The sequence below is a fragment of the Saccharopolyspora sp. NPDC002686 genome, assembly GCF_040295745.1.
In the GTDB taxonomy this organism is placed as follows: Bacteria; Actinomycetota; Actinomycetes; order Mycobacteriales; family Pseudonocardiaceae; genus Saccharopolyspora; species Saccharopolyspora oryzae.
This window is the reverse complement of sequence record NZ_JBEOVY010000176.1, coordinates 1-15680: the sequence shown is the minus strand read 5'-3', so window position 1 is coordinate 15680 and position 15680 is coordinate 1. Positions and strand designations below refer to the sequence as shown.

The window sequence follows — 15680 nt, the reverse complement described above, 5'->3', positions numbered from 1 at the left end:
GTGCGGGTGGCGGAACCTCAGCGCCCGCCTGGACTCCGGGTGCCCGACTTGATGTATGCCAGATCAGCGGGTGCGGAGGTGGATGTGGTGGGCGCGGGCGAAGGCTGCGCGGTGCTGGGTGGCGCAGGCCGCCCAGGTGAACTCCTTGGCCCGGCGCTGCGCGGCGGCGGCCAGCGCTGACCGGCGGGTCGGGTCGTCGAGGAGTTCGGTGAGCCCCGCGGCGATGTCTCCGGCGCCGACCCCGCAGTACGCGACGGCGTCGCCGCCGACCTCGGGCAGGCTCAGGCGTCGCGTGGTGAGCACGGCGGCGCCGCAGGCCATCGCCTCCAGGACCGGCAGGCCGAAGCCCTCGCCGATGCTCGGGTAGGCGACGACGTCCGCGCCGCCGAGGAACCCGGCGAGCTGCCCGAACGGGAAGTAGCCGGCCCGGATCACGCGGATCCGGTGCGGCACCGCTTCCAGCGCCCGCTCCACGCGCGTGTCCCAGCCCGGCTGACCGGCCAGCACCAGCGCGGGCGAATCGGTGCGCCCCCGGCAGGCCAGGGTGAAGCCGCGGATCAGCGCGGGCACGTTCTTGCGGGGCTCCAGCGCGCCGAGGAACGCCACGTACGGCTGGTCGTGCAGGCTCAGCCGGTCGCGGACCGCCTGGACCTCTTCGGGTGTCGGCGGGTGGAACCGGTCCGGGTCGACGCCGTGGTACATCACCGGCATCCGCGTCCGGTCGGCGCCGACGGAGCGGGCGAGCTCGGCCGCGGTCGCCTCGCTCGGCACGATGCACAGCGTCGCGCGGCGCAGCGCGGTGCGCGTCCAGGCGCGGAAGAAGCGGGCCTTGACCGGCGAGTGCACCGCCGGGTTGGTGAAGAACGTGGCGTCGTGCAGGGTCACCACCGACGCGGCCGGGTTGGCCAGCGGCGTCGTGTAGTGCGGGGAGTGCAGGACGTCGATCCCGAGCCGCCGGACCAGCAGCGGCAGGGTGGTCTGCTCCCAGGTCAGCCGCGCGGTGCGGGTGGCGACGGCTTCGGCGGCGGGCACCACGTCGGTGCGCGGCGCGATGGTCGCGTACAGCTCCGCGTCGCGGGGCTGGCAGGCGACGGTGAGCCGGGCGCCGTCGGCGTCCAGCGCCGCCAGCAGGGAGTCGACGTACCGGCCGACGCCGCCCCTGTCCGCGGGTACCGCGGTGGCGTCGATGAGGATGTGCGGCTCGCCTCTGTGCACCAGAGCAGAGTACGGGGCGAAAAGCCCAGCCCGGGACGAGTACGTGAAAATGTGTTCAGGCCTATGCCGAGGCGATGTCCAGGTGCAGTGCCCAGACCTCCCGCGCCACCCGCGTCCAGGTGAAGTCCGCAACACGCCGGTGCCCCGCCGCGACCAGCTCCGCCCGCCGCCGCGGGTCGCCGAGCACCTCGCGCAGCGCAGCGGCGAGCGCGGCCGGGTCGGCACGCGGAGCGACCATTCCTGCACCCCCGGCGACCTCCACCAGCGCGGGCGCATCGGAGTGCACGACGGGAACGCCGAGCGCCATCGCCTCTACCAGCGGCAGGCCGAAGCCTTCCGCGAGGCTGGGCGCGGCCAGCGCGCTCGCGTTGCGCAGCAGGACCGCGAGTTCGTCGTCGGTCACCGACGACAGCACGCGCACCCGGTCGCCGATTCCGCAGTCCGCGGCGATCTGCCGCAGGTCGAGGTCGCCCCACCCCTGGCGGCCGACCACCAGCAGCGGGACGTCGGGGACGTCGGCCATCGCCCGCACCAGGTGCGGGTAGCCCTTGCGGGGCTCGATCGTGCCGATGGCCAGCACGTACTGCTCCGGAAGATCGAGCTGCACCGCCGGATCCGGCTCGGCCAGCAGCGACGGGGTGACGCCCTCGCCGATGACCTGCACGCGGGGCGCGGAGGTGTGCTCGGCGAGTTCGGCGGCCACCGCGGAGGTGGGCACGACCAGCGCGTCGGCTTGCCGGGCGGCCCGGCTGATCGCCCTGCGGTGCCAGGAAACCCCTCGCGGCGTCAGGGTTTCCGGGTGCGTCCACGGGACGGTGTCGTGCACGGTCACCACGAGCCCGCGCCCGCGCTTGGCCGGCGGCGCGAGGGGTGTCATGGCGTGCACGGAGTCGCCGCCCGGCCAGAGCGGAACACCGCGTTCCCAAGAGGCGATCAGCGCCCGTCGCGGCAGCGGCAGCACTCGCGGCCCAGCCACTCCGGGCACCCGCGCGGCCTCGACGTCGCCGCCTCGGCTGATCACGCTGCTGATCTCCCAGCCGTCGGGCGCGGTTTCGGCCATCGCGCGCAGCAACTCCCACGTGTAGCGGCCGGTCCCACCGGGGACGGGGGCGAGCAGCTGCTCAGCGATCGCGACGAGCTCGGGCACCCGCCCAGCTTCCCACGGCCCGAAGTGCGAAATTGACCACCCACTCCGTTTTCGCAGGTGGTTGAGTCGAGGACCGCTCGGCGCCGGGGGCGCGTAACGTCACGGCCGTGACGTCGGAACAGGTGCGCAGCACCGTGGTCGTGGTGACCTGGCGGGGGCGGGACCACATCGAGTCCTGCCTGGACGCGCTGGCCGCCCAAGACCGTCCACATCGGACGATCGTGGTGGACAACGCCTCCGACGACGGCACGGCCGAACTGATCGCCGCGCACCCGTCGGCCCCCGAGGTCCTGCGGCTCCGCCGCAACCTCGGCTACGCCGGCGGCATCGCCGCCGCGCTGGCGCGCGTCGCCACGCCTTACGTCGCGTGGCTCAACGACGACGCTGCGCCAGCCTCCGGCTGGCTCGCGGCGCTCGAGGCCGCGCTCGACGCGGACCACTCCGCGGCTGCGGCGACCTCCGTGCTCCGCACGTCGGACGGCCGCACGCAGTCCGCCGGCGTGCGCCTCACGGCCGACGGCCACGGCGCTGACGCGCCTGAAGCCTCCGGCGAGGTGTTCGGCTTCTGCGGCGGCGCAGCGCTGCTGCGCACCTACCTGCTGCGCGAAGCGGGCGGTGTCCCCGCTCACTTCTTCTGCTACTACGAGGACACCGACACGTCCTGGCGCCTACGCCTCGCCGGGCACCGCATCGTCTCCACGCCCGAGGCCGTCGTAGCGCACGCTCACGGCGCGACGACACAACCCGGTTCTGCGCAGTTCCACCGCTGGAACGAGCGCAATCGCCTGTTCATGCTGCTGCGCTGCGCCCCCTCAGAGGTCGCAACCCGCGAACTGGCCCGCTTCGCCGCGATCACGCTCGCGCTGCCGCTGCGCAAGAACGTCCCCGATGCCGCGAACTTCCGCGTCCCCCTCCGCCTCCGAGTACTCGCCGAGGTCCTCCGCCGCCTCCCCGCAACGCTGCGAGAACGCCGCGAGATCACCAGGTCGGCCCCGACCCGGCAGATCTGGCAGCGCTGGGCCGGCCGCTGACCGGTCCTCGATCTTCAGTCCGGGAACGCCGAACCCGAACCGCCGCGCAAACCGAGCCGCGCCCTCTCCTAACGGAAGGCCATCGAATCGGGTAGGCGGATCGGATCGGACTCCCGGCATGGTGCAGGCTTGAGGCGTGGCTGGAACTTCCGACCTCAGCAACCTGCCCCTCGTGTCCGTCATCGTCGTGAACTACCGCGGCGCCGACGACACCGTCGAGTGCTTGCGCGCGCTGCGCGAGGAACTCGACTACCCGGCCGAGCGGCTGGAGGTGATCTGCGTCGACAACGCCTCCGGTGATGGCAGCGCGGAGCGGATCCGGGCCGCAGCCCCGGACGTGCGGCTGGTCGAGTCGGATCGCAACCTCGGGTTCGCCGGCGGCTGCAACCTCGCCGCCCGCAACGCCTCCGGCCAGGTGCTGGCGTTCCTCAACAACGACGCGCGACCGGACCGGGACTGGGTGCGCTCGGCCGTCGCCGTGCTGCGGGCGGAGCCGACCGTGGGCGCGGTCGCCAGCAAGGTGCTGGACTGGGAGGGGCGCCACATCGACTTCGTCGACGGCGGGCTGACCTGGTTCGGCATGGGCTACAAGCGCCACGCCGGCGAGGTCGACGACCACTCGCACGACGCCCCGCGGGACGTGCTGTTCGGCACCGGATCGGCGCTGTTCGTGCGCGCCGAGCTGTTCGCCGCGCTGGACGGCTTCGACGAGCGGTTCTTCATGTTCTACGAGGACGTGGACCTGGGCTGGCGGCTGAACCTGCGCGGCTGGCGGGTCCGCTACGAGCCGCGGTCGCTGACCTTCCACCGCCACCACGCGTCGATGACCGACATCGCCTCCTCGCGGGAGCACTACCTGCTGGAGCGCAACGCGCTCGCCGCGCTCTACAAGAACGTCTCCGACGAGACGCTGGCGAAGGCGCTGCCCGCGGCGATGGCGCTGGCGGTGCGGCGGGCCACCGCGCGCGGCGAGATCGACCCGACGCAGCTGGAGATCACCCGCCGCGGCGAGTCCGAGGACGACTCGCCGGTGCCGATCGACCGCTCCGCGCTGGCCGGGATGCTGGCCATCGACCAGTTCGTGGAGATGCTGCCGTCGCTGAAGCAGTCCCGCGACGAGGAGCAGCAGGCGCGGGTGCGCACCGACGCGGACCTGGTCCCGCTGATGCGCAAGGCGATGGAACCGGCCTACCCGCTGCCGCGCTACCTCGCCGCGCACGACGCGCTGGTGGAGGCCTTCGGCCTGGACGAGGTCTTCGGCCGTCCCCGCAAGGTCGTGGTGATCACCGGCGACGCGGTCACCGAGCGGATGGCCGGTCCGGCGATCCGCGCCTGGCACATGGCCGAGGTGCTCTCCGTCGAGCACCAGGTGCGGCTGGTCAGCGTCAACGACCTGGTCAGCCCGCCGCAGGCGGAGTTCGAGGTGCACGCGGCGACCCGGCGCGAGCTCGGTGCGCACGTCGACTGGGCCGACATCGTGGTGCTGCAGGGGCACGTGCTGGAGATGGTGCCCGCGCTCAAGAAGGTCGATTCCACCAAGATCGTGGTCTGCGACGTCTACGACCCGATGCACCTGGAGCTGCTCGAGCAGGGCCGCGACACCGACGACGAGCGCCGCGCCAAGGACCTGGCCGGGGTGACGAAGGTGCTCAACACCCAGCTGCAGCGCGGTGACTTCTTCCTCTGCGCCTCCGAACGCCAGCGGCACTTCTGGCTGGGGCACCTGGCCTCGCTGGGCCGCCTGACGCCGGGGCTGTACGACAACGACCCGACGGTGCGCTCGCTGCTGTCGGTGGTGCCGTTCGGCCTGCCGTCGGTGGCGCCGCGCCGCACCAGCCCGGCGATCAAGGCCGTCCACCCCGGCATCTCCGCCGACGACAAGGTGGTGCTGTGGGCGGGCGGCGTCTACAGCTGGTTCGACCCGCTGACGCTGCTGCACGCGGTGCACCGGATCTCCCAGCGGCACAACGACATCCGCTTGTTCTTCCTGGGCATGAAGCACCCGAACCCGGACGTGCCGGAGATGGGCATGGCAGGTCAGACCCGCGCGCTGGCCCAGCGGCTCGGGCTGACCGACAAGTTCGCGTTCTTCAACGAGACCTGGGTGCCCTACCAGGAGCGGCAGAACTACCTGCTGGACGCCGACTGCGGTGTGACCACCCACTTCGAGCACGTGGAGACGACGTTCGCGTTCCGCACCCGGGTGCTGGACTACCTGTGGTCGGGGCTGCCGGTGGTGACCACCGACGGCGACTCGTTCGCCGACCTGGTGCGCTCGGAGCGCATCGGCGTCGTGGTACCCGCCGAGGACCCGGACGCGCTGGCCGAGGCGTTGGAAAAGGTGCTCTACGACGAGGAGTTCGCCGCGGAGTGCCGCCGCCGCATCGAACCGGTCCGGGAGCGCTTCACCTGGGAATCGGTGCTGGCGCCGCTCACCGAGTTCTGCCGCGACCCGCGCCCGGCCGCCGACCGGCTCAAGGCGTCCTCGCCGCTGGTGCGAAGCCCGCAGATCAACGGCACCGAGGCGGTGCGCCGCGACCTCGCGCTGCTGCGCGAGTACCTGGACGCCGGTGGGCCGCTGGAGGTCGCCAAGCGAGCCGGCGGGCGACTGCGGCGACTCGCCGGTGAGCGGTTCCGTGGCCGCTGACCTGCGCGTTCTGCTCGACGGAACGCCGCTGCTGGGCAACCGCACCGGGATCGGCCGGTACACGGCGTCGCTGGTCGCGGAGCTGGCGGCGCTGGTGGACGTCCGGCTGATCGGGTTCACGACTCGGGGCTGGCGGGAGCTGCGCGAGGTGGCGCCGCCGGGGACGCGGGCCGTTGGGCCGCCGATCCCGGCCCGGGTGCTGCGGATGCTGTGGCAGCGCGGCGCTTTCCCGCCGATCGAACTGCTCGCGGGACGGGCGGACGTGGTGCACGGGACGAACTTCGTGCTGCCGCCATCCGTCCGAGGTGCCGGGGTCGTGACCGTGCACGACCTGGCTTTTCTGGATGATCCTTCGCTGGCGGAGGCCGATCTTCCTGTGCTGGTGCGGAGTTCGGCGCAGCGGGCGCGGGTGGTGTGCACACCGACCGCTGCGGTCGCCGATGCGGTCAGCGCCCGGCTCGATGTCCCGCGCGACAAAGTAGTGGTGACTCCACTCGGCGTTGATCCGGCGTGGTTCACGGCTGCACCACTAGATTCCGCACTGCGAGTCCACTATGGACTTCCTACCGAATACCTGCTCTTCGTCGGCGCCGAAGGGCCGCGCAAAGGCCTTGCCGGACTGCTGGAAGCGCACGGTCCGGACCTGCCACCGCTGGTCATCGCCGGTCCCGGCGAGCCGGGGAACGACGCATCGGTGATCCGCACCGGCTACCTCCCCGAGGACCACCTGCGCCACCTGGTCGCCGGCGCCGGCGCTCTGGTTCTCCCGTCCCGCGACGAAGGTTTCGGCCTCCCCACCTTGGAAGCACTGGCCTGCGGAACGCCCGTGGTCTGCTCGGACATCCCCGCCCTCCGGGAAGTCACCGCCGGTCACGCGACCTACTTCCCCTTCGGCGACCCGAACGCGCTCAACGAAGCCCTGCACCAAGCCCTGACGAACCCGCCAGACCCGGAATCCGGCCGAGCGCAAGCGAAAACCTTCACCTGGCAAGCCTGCGCCGAAGCAACCACCGCCGCCTACCGCCGAGCGGCGAACTAACCCCAGAAATGCGTCAGGCCAGGCTCCCAGTAGTACCCCGGGCCACCTGGCCTTCCTTCCATCACCCCACGGGATCAGGCACCACCCATGATGGATACATCGAACCTAAAAGTCGCCTGATTTTCCCAAAAATGGGAGAGCATCACCGAATCAGGCGATCACAAGCCAACTTCCGTATCGCTCGAAAGAGAATTCGAGGACCCCCGTACCGTATTCCTTCGTGCCCATCGCATACGGCGACGAGTCCTTCCATGAGCACCCAGAGCACGGCTTCTACGTGCTTGCTGGCGTGGTCTTCGAACCTGAGGCGCTCGATGAAGCCAACGAGATCCTCCTGTCCCTGCGCGGGAAGCACCGGAAGCTCCACTGGTATGACATGGGTCCCGGCGAACAACGACGAGTTGTCAAGCAATTGGCCGACCTCGACGGCATGCACATTGTCGTGATCGGGTCTCCCGTTCCCATCCAGCGACAGGAACGAGCACGAGCCAAATGCCTGACCCAGCTCGTCGTCGAGCTGCACGGCTTTGCCGTGGACACGCTCCTGCTCGAGGCTCGTTCATCTGACCTGAACCGTCGTGACGTGCGAACAGTCGCCGCAGCCCGGCGGTGCTTACTGCCGAAGGGCTCCGCATTCCAAGTCGACCACTGCAGAGGATCAGACCAGCCGCTGCTGTGGGCTCCGGATGTTGTTGCAGGTGTCTGCCGAGCTGCAGAGCTCGGGCGCACCGAATACCGCGAGATGCTGGCCGACAGTGTGTATGACATCGAGATAGCAACCGACTGCTAACCCCAGAAATGCGTCAGGCCAGGCTCCCAGTAATACCCCGGGTCACCTGGCCTTCCTTCCTTCTCCCCGCGGGATCAGGCACCGCCCATTATGCACAGCCCGAGCTCCACGCACCAGCCGATAAGGCCCTGGCGCGGGTTTTCAAGGTCAACTTGACCTCTTCGGGTTACCCCGTCGCTCCGCGGAGTGCTTCCGGGTCGGTTTCGAACGCCGCGTGCAGGGCTTCCCGCCAGGTGCGCATCGGGGTCAGGCCCGCTTCTCGCCAAGCCGCTTCCGACAGGACCGAGTACGCCGGGCGGGGCGCCGGACGCGGGAAGTCCTCCGTCGTGCAGGGCTGGACGCGGGACTCGTCCAGCCCTAGTTCCGCGAAGATCGCTCGGGCGAAGGCGCACCAGCTCGTCTGGCCGGAGTTGGTGCAGTGCAACACCTTCTGGTCCGGTCCTCGGCGCTCGGCCACTCGCTCCGCCAGTTCCACCAGACCGTTCGCGAGGTCCGCCGCCCAGGTCGGGGAGCCGATCTGATCGTCCACGACGGACAGCGAGTCGCGTTCGCCGGACAGGCGGACCATCGTCTTCACGAAGTTCCCGCCGCGGGCTCCGTAGACCCACGCAGTGCGCACCACCCAAGCCCTGGCGCCGGAGTCCAGGACCGCGCGTTCGCCGTCGAGCTTGGTGCGGCCGTAGACGGTGCGCGGACCGGTTTCGTCCGTCGGCTCGTACGGGCGGTCGGCGTCACCGCCGAACACGTAGTCCGTGGACACGTGCAGCAGCGGGATTCCGTTGCGGTGGCAGGTCTTCGCCAGCTGCGCCGGACCTTCGGCGTTGACCAGCCTCGCCCGCTCCTCGTCGGATTCCGCCGCGTCCACCGCGGTGTAGGCCGAAGCGTTGATCACCACCGGGCGGAGGTCGGCGTCGCGGGCGGTCTCGGCGAAGGAATCCACCGCGTCGGCGACCGCCTCGCGGTCGGTGATGTCGAGCTCCGCGGATCCCGGGGCGTGCACGAGAGCACCGGGACGCGCGGACATGACTCGGACCAGTTCGGCGCCCAGCTGGCCGCGGCCGCCCGGGACCAGGATGGCGAGGCGGGTCATCGGGCCACCGCCGAACGGGCCTTCAGCGGCTCCCACCAGGCGCGGTTGTCCTGGTACCAGCGGACGGTCTCGCGCAGTCCGGCCTCGAAGTCCTTCTGCGGCTGGTAGCCCAGCTCGCGGACGATCTTGCCGTGGTCCACCGAGTAGCGGCGGTCGTGGCCCTTGCGGTCCTCCACCTGCCGCACCATCGACCAATCCATGCCCAGCTCCGCCAGCACCCGCTCGGTGAGCTCCTTGTTGGTCAGCTCGGTGCCGCCGCCGATGTTGTAGATCTCGCCCGGCCGCCCGGACTCGGCGACCAGCTGGATGCCCCGGCAGTGGTCGTCGACGTGCAGCCAGTCCCGCACGTTGAGGCCGTCGCCGTAGAGCGGCACCTGGTGGCCGTCCACCAGGTTGGTGATGAACAGCGGCAGCACCTTCTCCGGGAACTGGTACGGCCCGTAGTTGTTGGAGCAGCGGGTGATGCAGACCGGCAGGCCGTGCGTTCGGTGGTAGGCGCGGGCCAGCAGGTCCGAGCTCGCCTTCGCCGCCGAGTAGGGCGAATTCGGCTCCAGCGCGTGCTCCTCCGGCCAGGAGCCGGACTCGATCGAGCCGTACACCTCGTCGGTGGAGATGTGCACGAACTTGCCGACCCCGGCCTCGAGCGCGGCCTGCAGCAGGACGTTGGTGCCCACCACGTTGGTCAGCACGAAAGCGTCGGATCCGGTGATCGAGCGGTCCACGTGCGATTCGGCCGCGAAGTGCACGACCACGTCCACACCGGACATCACGCGGGTCACCACCTCGCGATCGCAGATGTCACCGCGGACGAACTCCAGCCGCGGGTCGTCGGCGACCGGTGCCAGGTTCGCCTCGTTGCCCGCGTAGGTGAGCTTGTCGAGCACGACGACGTCGGCGCCGGCGTACGCCGGGTACGCGCCGCCGATCAGCTGCCGCACGTAGTGCGAGCCGATGAACCCGGCTCCACCGGTGACGAGAATCCGCATCAGGCCCTTCTCTCCTGTTCGTGCCGCTTCGCCTGAATTCCTCGCGGGGCACCGCCGCGATCAGGGCGACGTGCGAAGTCTGGCATGCTGCGCCCGGCAGCGGCCACGCTCCCCAGTCACGCAGCGTATTGGAACAAGTTCACTCTTATGAGCGTCATCACCCCAAAACCGGGATCTGCCCACCGATCCCAAGGGCCCCGCTAGCCTGCAACGAGAACACGAGCAAAATCACCTCCCGAAGGTGTAACGCTCGCGGCAGTCCAAGGAGGAAGCGGCGTGGAGGATCGGCCCAGGTGGCCAGGCGGCCCGCAGGGTCAGCCGGGGAGGCCCGCAGCGCCGCGCGGGAACGGCCGCAACCGTCCCGGCACCCCTGGCAACCCCGCTTCGAGCGCTCGCCGCGCCGGTCGCGCGGGCAACGCGCCACCCGCCGGAGGCCCCGGCCGGAAGACTCCGCAGAGTGAAGCGCGCCAGCGCCCGTCGGGCCGTTCAGGTGAAGCGAACCTCCCGCCGGAGAACGACGTCTGGAGCCGTCGCCGCACCAAGAGCGGCGGCCGCGGTGGACGTGGCGCCCGCACCACCGGGCGTTTGCTGGTCGCGCTGCTGTCCGTGCTGGTGCTGACCTCCACCGGTTTCGGCTGGGCGATGTTCCGGCCCGGCGGAAGCGGCACCTCCACCGCCGACGTCATCGGCAACGGCTTCAACGCACCGGACGGCGCCACCGACATCCTGCTGATCGGCAACGACAGCCGCACCGACGCCTTCGGCAACCCGCTGCCCGAGGAGATGCTCCGCGAACTGCGCACCACCCAGGAGGGCGGCGACCTCACCGACGCCATGATCCTGGTGCGCATCCCCAACGGCGGCGGCAGCGCCAGCGCGATCTCCTTCCCCCGCGACACGCTCGTCGACGTCGGGCTCGGCCTGGGCAAGACCAAGCTCACCGAGACGCTGAACAACGGCATGGCCGCCGAGCGCCAGAAGCTGCAGAAGGAAGGCACCACCGACGAGAAGGAGCTCGAGACCAAGTCCCGGCTCGCCGGGAAGCAGCTGCTGCGCAAGACCATCGAGGACCTCACCGGCGTCAGCATCGACCACTACGCCGAGGTCAACCTGCTCGGCTTCTACGAGATCACCAAGGCCGTCGGCGGTGTCGAGGTCTGCCTGAAGGACGACACCAAGGACCCGCTGTCCGGGGCCAGCTTCAAGAAGGGCCAGCAGACCATCGAGGGCGCCGACGCGCTGGCCTTCGTCCGGCAGCGGCACGGCCTGATCAACGAGCTCTCCCGCGGCAAGCGCCAGCAGGTGTTCATGTCCGGGCTCGCCCGCAAGGTGATGTCCAGCGGCACCCTGACCAACCCGGCGAAGCTGACCGATCTGATCGACGCGATCAAGAAGTCGGTCACCCTGGACCCGGCGCTGGCCGACGACCTGCTCGGCTTCGCCCAGCAGATGCAGGGCATCGCCGGCGGCGACGTGCAGTTCTACACCGCCCCGGTGCACCTGGTCGGCCCGTCCGGCAAGGAGCAGGTCACCATCAACATCCCCGAGACCCGGCGGTTCGCGGCCGATCTCCTGCTGAACCCCCAGGAGCGGGAGCAGAAGATGGCGGCGCAGAAGGCCCGCGCGGAGACCTCGGTCAGCGTCTACAACGCCTCCGGTGTCAGCGGTCTGGCCGCCCGGGTCCTCGACGAGGTGTCCGGGCAGGGCTTCACGGCGGGCAGCAGCTCGAACGCCGAAACCATGGCGAAGTCGGTGGTCTACTACGCCGCAGGCGGGGAGGAGGCCGCCAAGGAGGTGGCCGAGGCCCTCGGCGGGCTGCCCACCGAGGCGAACGCCAACGTCCAGGCCGGCAGCGTCCAGGTCTACCTGGGCAAGGACTACAAGGGCCCGGGCACGCAGAACTTCGCCGGCCCGCGCGCGGTCAAGCTCGACGGCTTCCGCCAGCTGCCGCCGCTGCACACCCAGCAGGACGTCAACGAGCAGCCCATCACCCCCGACGGAGTTCCCTGCGTCGAGTGACACCGGCGTCACACGATCGCGTGCACGACCCCGCTTCGGGCAGCGGTTAACCTTGTCCGGCAACGCACCGCGGCGGGGGAGGCTCAGTGGGCGAACCGGAGCAGGAGACCGACGAAGCGGTCGAGCCGACCGCGCAGCAGCGGACCGGGTTCCGCATCGCCGGTCGCAGCGCGATCGCGCTGGTCTCGGCGATCGTGCTCGGCATCACCGCCGTCGGCTGGATCGTGGTGGACCGCCTCAGCGACGTCAGCTCCGCGAACGTGCTCGCCGACCCGCCGCAGCAGCAGAGCGATGACGACGGCGCGACCGACGTCCTGCTGGTCGGCAGCGACAGCCGCACCGACGCGCAGGGCAACCCGCTGCCGAACAGCGTGCTCAAGCAGCTGCGCACCGAAGCCATCGGCGGCCTGAACACCGACAGCCTCGTGGTGATCCGGGTGCCGCACGGCAACGCTCAGCCGACCGCCGTGTCCATCCCCCGCGACACCTACGCGGACGTGCCCGGCGGCCGGCCGGAGAAGATCAACGCGGTCTACGGACTGACCAAGAACGCCGCCGCCGAGAAGCTCCGCTCCGAGGGCCGCCCGGAGGGCGACGTCGAGCGCGAGTCGCAGCAGGCCGGGCAGCGCGCGCTGGTGCAGACGGTGCAGAACCTCACGGGCCTGCGCATCGACCACTACGCGGAGATCAACCTCCTCGGCTTCTACGAGCTCACCGAAGCCGTCGGCGGTGTCGAGGTGTGCCTGAAGAACGCCACCAGCGACAAGGACTCCGGCGCCGACTTCACCGCCGGACGGCACACCATCTCGGGCGGCGACGCGCTGTCGTTCGTCCGGCAGCGGCACGGCCTGCCCCGCGGCGACCTGGACCGGATCGTGCGCCAGCAGGTGTTCATGGCGGCGCTGGCGAACAAGGTGCTGTCCACCGGAACGCTCACCGACCCCGCGATGGTCAACGACCTGGTGCAGGCCGCGCGCCGCGCGGTCGTGCTGGACGAGGGCTGGGAACCGCTGGGCTTCGTCGAGCAGATGCAGGAGATCGCGGCCGGCCGGGTCGCGTTCATGACGATGCCGGTGGCCAACACCAACGCCCGCGACGACCGCGGCCAGAGCATCATCGACGTCGATCCCGCCGAGGCGCACCGCTTCTTCGCCGGTCTGGCCACCACGCCACCCGGCCTGGCGGCGAAGCCGAAGCTGCAGCTGGACGGCACCGCCCGCACCGAACAGCCGATCACCTCGGACAGCAGCATCCCCTGCGTGGACTGACCGGGACTGGTCGTCCCGGCAGATCCGGCCGGTCTCGCCGCCCGCGGCCTGACCAACCGGGAGATCGCCACCACCCTGTTCATCAGCCACCGCACGGTCGGCTACCACTTGCAGAAGGTGTTCCGGAAGCTGGGAATCCCAGGCCGGGCACAGCTCCTCGAGGTCGACCTCGAGGCGGTTAGGCTCGGCGCATGAGCGTTACCCAGGCGCTGCTCGGCCCGCTGCTGGCCGAAGGGGCACCCAAGCCGCTGATCACGCACTACGACGACGCCACCGGGGCGCGCATCGAGCTGTCCCGGGCGACCACCGCGAACTGGGCGGCCAAGACGGCGAACTGGCTGGTCGACGAGATGGACCTGGAGCCGGAGACGCCCGTGCTGGTGGCGCTGCCCGCGCACTGGCAAACCGTCGGCGTGCTGCTCGGCGCCTGGTGGTGCGGCGCGCACATCACCAACGACCCGCGAGGCGCCGAGGTCGCTTTCGTGCCCGCGACGGACCTGGAGCGCGGTGAAGGCGCCCGAACCGTGGCGGCCGTCGGCCTCGACGCGCTCGGCGCTCCGCTGCGCGGACTGCCGGACGGCGTCGTCGACTACGTCTCGGACATCCGCGTGCACGGCGACGACTTCAGCCCGATGCTGCCGATCGACGGCGACACCCCCGCGCTGCTCGACCGGTCCGTCGACGAACTGGTCGCCCACGCCCGGGAACGCGCCGGAGCTCTGCACATCGGACCCACCGACCGCGTTCTGTCCACATTGGAGTGGACGTTGCCGGACGGCGTGGTGGACGGCCTGCTGGCGGTGCTCGCCGGGCAATCATCCCTGGTGCACTGCACGAATCTCGATCCGGCGAAGCGCGAAAACCGCCGCGAATCCGAGCGGACCACCGTCGAACTCGGCAACTGACCCCGCGCATGAAGAACGGCCTGCCCCGGATCGGGACAGGCCGTTCTTCATGCGTCAGGCCGCGGGCTGCTCGACCTTCGTCGAGTTCCCCTTGAACAGCCCGGAAAGCGTGTAGCGCGGGCCGCTGAAGCCGAGCGCCAGGCAGGTCGCCGCGAGCACCAGGACGTACTCGAATCCGCCGTCGCTGTTGAAGAAGCCGCCGCTGAGGTGCGCGGTGAACAGCGCGCCGATCATGATCGCCGCGAGCAGGACGCCGGCGACGGGCAGCAGCACACCCAGGATCAGCCCGAGCCCGCCGACCACCTCGACGATCGCGGTGAACCACGCCGCCACGGCGGGCAGGCCCATCTTGCCGAAGGACGCGACGACGTTGTCCATGCCGTAGAGCACGAACTTCTGGTAACCGTGCGCGAGGAAGGTCGCGCCCACCACCAGGCGGGCGACCAGGGCCATCACGTCGCGTAGACGGTGCTGCATGGAAAGACCTTTCGAGGAGTGGGTCTGCGTTGCCAACAAGCATACGTGAAGCTTCAAATAAACCCGCCCGTCGAGAAGATGCTCACACGATCACCGCCCTGCGGCGCGAGCTCGCGCGAACTCGCCAGAAATATGGCAAACGACCAGTACCAGCTGCGGCTACTGGTAAGTAACATCGAGGGATGCGTGACATCCAGGCGCTCTTCACCCCCGCCGGCGAGCAGCTCGTACCGAGCGAAGCTGCCTGCAGCCCCTGGGGCGAACTGGTCGGCGGCGGCCCAGTGGCCGGGCTGCTCGCCCGGGCCGTGGAGCTGACCAGCAACGACCCGGACCTGTTCATCGCCCGACTCACCGTGGACCTGATGCGACCGGTGCCGGCCAAGCCGCTGTCGGTCACCGCCGAACCGCTGCGCACCGGGAAACGCCTCCAGGTGAGCGAAGCGACCCTCACCGTCGACGGCAAGCCCTCGGCCCGCGCCACCGCCCAGATGCTGCGGCGAACCGAGGTGGACGGCACCGTCCCGGAGGTGAAGGCCCCGTTCCCCGGACCTGCCGAACTACCGGACGGGCACTTGCTGCCCCCGGAGCTCGGACTGCGCTGGGGCGTTCACGACGTGGTCCAGGTCCGCTGGCGAGAAGACCAGCGGGCGACCAGCTCCAGCAAGGCGTGGATGCACATGCCGATGCCGCTGGTTCCCGGCGAAGCGCTGAGCCCGCTGGCGCACGTGGCGATCCTGGTCGACTGCATCAGCGCAGCCAGCCCGGTCGGACCGATCTTCGGCCCGTGGATCAACACCGACATCACGCTCTACCTGCACCGCCCGTTCGAAGGCGAATGGCTCGGCATGGAGATCGACCGGGACGTCCAACCAACCGGCATCGGCGTGGCCAACGCCCGCCTGTACGACGAGCGAGGCCTCATCGGCAGCGCTCACGAAGCAGTCATGGTCAACCAGCTCGGCTGAACAGCGGTCCCGCAATCCGCGGGACCGCCCTTCCGAGAACGCAAAGAAAGGGGGCTTCCCGAACCGAAGTCCGGGAAGCCCCCTTCTCAATTAGTGTGTCG

14 protein-coding genes are annotated in these 15680 nt (G+C 70.4%); 9 read left to right on the top strand and 5 right to left on the bottom strand.

Annotation, left to right across the window (positions count from 1 at the left end):
• Window positions 1-63 precede the first annotated feature (63 nt).
• Entirely contained in the window at window positions 64-1194 is a 1131-nt protein-coding gene (locus ABTZ89_RS22350; protein WP_270953306.1) for a glycosyltransferase family 4 protein, read from the bottom strand.
• Between the two features lie 82 nt (window positions 1195-1276).
• Window positions 1277-2362, bottom strand: coding sequence for a glycosyltransferase family 4 protein (locus ABTZ89_RS22345; RefSeq protein ID WP_351047763.1), 1086 nt, complete (start codon window positions 2360-2362; stop codon window positions 1277-1279).
• A 107-nt stretch (window positions 2363-2469) separates the two neighbouring features.
• Between ABTZ89_RS22345 and ABTZ89_RS22340 the strand changes: the two genes are divergently transcribed.
• From ABTZ89_RS22340 to ABTZ89_RS22325, 4 genes are all read left to right on the top strand, one after another.
• Window positions 2470-3393: a glycosyltransferase family 2 protein gene (locus ABTZ89_RS22340; protein ID WP_351047760.1), complete on the top strand. Its 924-nt coding sequence runs from the start codon at window positions 2470-2472 to the stop codon at window positions 3391-3393.
• A 136-nt stretch (window positions 3394-3529) separates the two neighbouring features.
• Entirely contained in the window at window positions 3530-6040 is a 2511-nt protein-coding gene (locus ABTZ89_RS22335; protein ID WP_351047757.1) for a glycosyltransferase, read from the top strand.
• Window positions 6030-7079 (top strand): glycosyltransferase family 4 protein, encoded by a 1050-nt coding sequence (locus ABTZ89_RS22330; RefSeq protein WP_351047766.1) that lies wholly within the window; start codon window positions 6030-6032, stop codon window positions 7077-7079. Before ABTZ89_RS22335 ends, ABTZ89_RS22330 begins: the two co-directional genes overlap by 11 nt.
• A 220-nt stretch (window positions 7080-7299) precedes the next feature.
• Window positions 7300-7869, top strand: a complete 570-nt coding sequence (locus tag ABTZ89_RS22325) for a hypothetical protein (protein ID WP_351047754.1) — start codon at window positions 7300-7302, stop codon at window positions 7867-7869.
• A gap of 166 nt (window positions 7870-8035) precedes the next feature.
• Here ABTZ89_RS22325 and rfbD read toward each other — a convergent pair whose 3' ends face one another.
• Window positions 8036-8959, bottom strand: a complete 924-nt coding sequence (gene rfbD, locus ABTZ89_RS22320) for a dTDP-4-dehydrorhamnose reductase (RefSeq protein ID WP_351047751.1) — start codon at window positions 8957-8959, stop codon at window positions 8036-8038.
• On the bottom strand, window positions 8956-9945 hold the full coding sequence (rfbB, locus tag ABTZ89_RS22315) for a dTDP-glucose 4,6-dehydratase (RefSeq protein ID WP_270953289.1): 990 nt from the start codon (window positions 9943-9945) through the stop codon (window positions 8956-8958). The genes rfbD and rfbB overlap by 4 nt, the downstream gene beginning before the upstream one ends.
• A 585-nt stretch (window positions 9946-10530) precedes the next feature.
• Between rfbB and ABTZ89_RS22310 the strand changes: the two genes are divergently transcribed.
• The 4 genes from ABTZ89_RS22310 (at window position 10531) to ABTZ89_RS22295 (ending at window position 14137) form a co-directional block, all read left to right on the top strand.
• A complete protein-coding gene (locus tag ABTZ89_RS22310; protein WP_351047748.1) occupies window positions 10531-11964 on the top strand; it encodes an LCP family protein in 1434 nt (477 codons plus the stop codon).
• Window positions 11965-12050: 86 nt separating this feature from the next.
• Window positions 12051-13232 carry an LCP family protein gene (locus tag ABTZ89_RS22305; protein WP_351047745.1) on the top strand — a complete coding sequence of 394 codons (1182 nt, stop codon included), beginning with the start codon at window positions 12051-12053 and terminating at the stop codon, window positions 13230-13232.
• 6 nt (window positions 13233-13238) lie between these two features.
• The gene (locus ABTZ89_RS22300; RefSeq protein WP_270953304.1) at window positions 13239-13427 is read left to right on the top strand and encodes a helix-turn-helix domain-containing protein; all 189 of its coding nucleotides are present in this window, start codon (window positions 13239-13241) and stop codon (window positions 13425-13427) included.
• Window positions 13424-14137, top strand: a complete 714-nt coding sequence (locus ABTZ89_RS22295) for a TIGR03089 family protein (protein WP_351047743.1) — start codon at window positions 13424-13426, stop codon at window positions 14135-14137. The genes ABTZ89_RS22300 and ABTZ89_RS22295 overlap by 4 nt, the downstream gene beginning before the upstream one ends.
• 54 nt (window positions 14138-14191) lie before the next feature.
• Here the strand turns inward: ABTZ89_RS22295 and ABTZ89_RS22290 are convergent, their stop codons facing one another.
• Window positions 14192-14614 carry a DoxX family protein gene (locus tag ABTZ89_RS22290; protein ID WP_351047740.1) on the bottom strand — a complete coding sequence of 141 codons (423 nt, stop codon included), beginning with the start codon at window positions 14612-14614 and terminating at the stop codon, window positions 14192-14194.
• Window positions 14615-14796: 182 nt separating this feature from the next.
• On the opposite strand from ABTZ89_RS22290, the gene ABTZ89_RS22285 reads away from it, so the two are divergent.
• Complete coding sequence (locus ABTZ89_RS22285; RefSeq protein WP_351047738.1) at window positions 14797-15579, top strand: thioesterase family protein; 783 nt, start codon at window positions 14797-14799, stop codon at window positions 15577-15579.
• Window positions 15580-15680 lie beyond the last annotated feature (101 nt).

Bases quoted from the DNA above. Each gene is read 5' to 3' on its own strand.
- rfbD (WP_351047751.1), bottom strand. From the start codon at position 8,959: ATGACCCGCCTCGCCATCCTGGTCCCGGGCGGCCGCGGCCAGCTGGGC.
- rfbB (WP_270953289.1), bottom strand. From the start codon at position 9,945: ATGCGGATTCTCGTCACCGGTGGAGCCGGGTTCATCGGCTCGCACTAC.
- ABTZ89_RS22295 (WP_351047743.1), top strand. From the start codon at position 13,424: ATGAGCGTTACCCAGGCGCTGCTCGGCCCGCTGCTGGCCGAAGGGGCA.
- ABTZ89_RS22290 (WP_351047740.1), bottom strand. From the start codon at position 14,614: ATGCAGCACCGTCTACGCGACGTGATGGCCCTGGTCGCCCGCCTGGTG.
- ABTZ89_RS22285 (WP_351047738.1), top strand. From the start codon at position 14,797: ATGCGTGACATCCAGGCGCTCTTCACCCCCGCCGGCGAGCAGCTCGTA.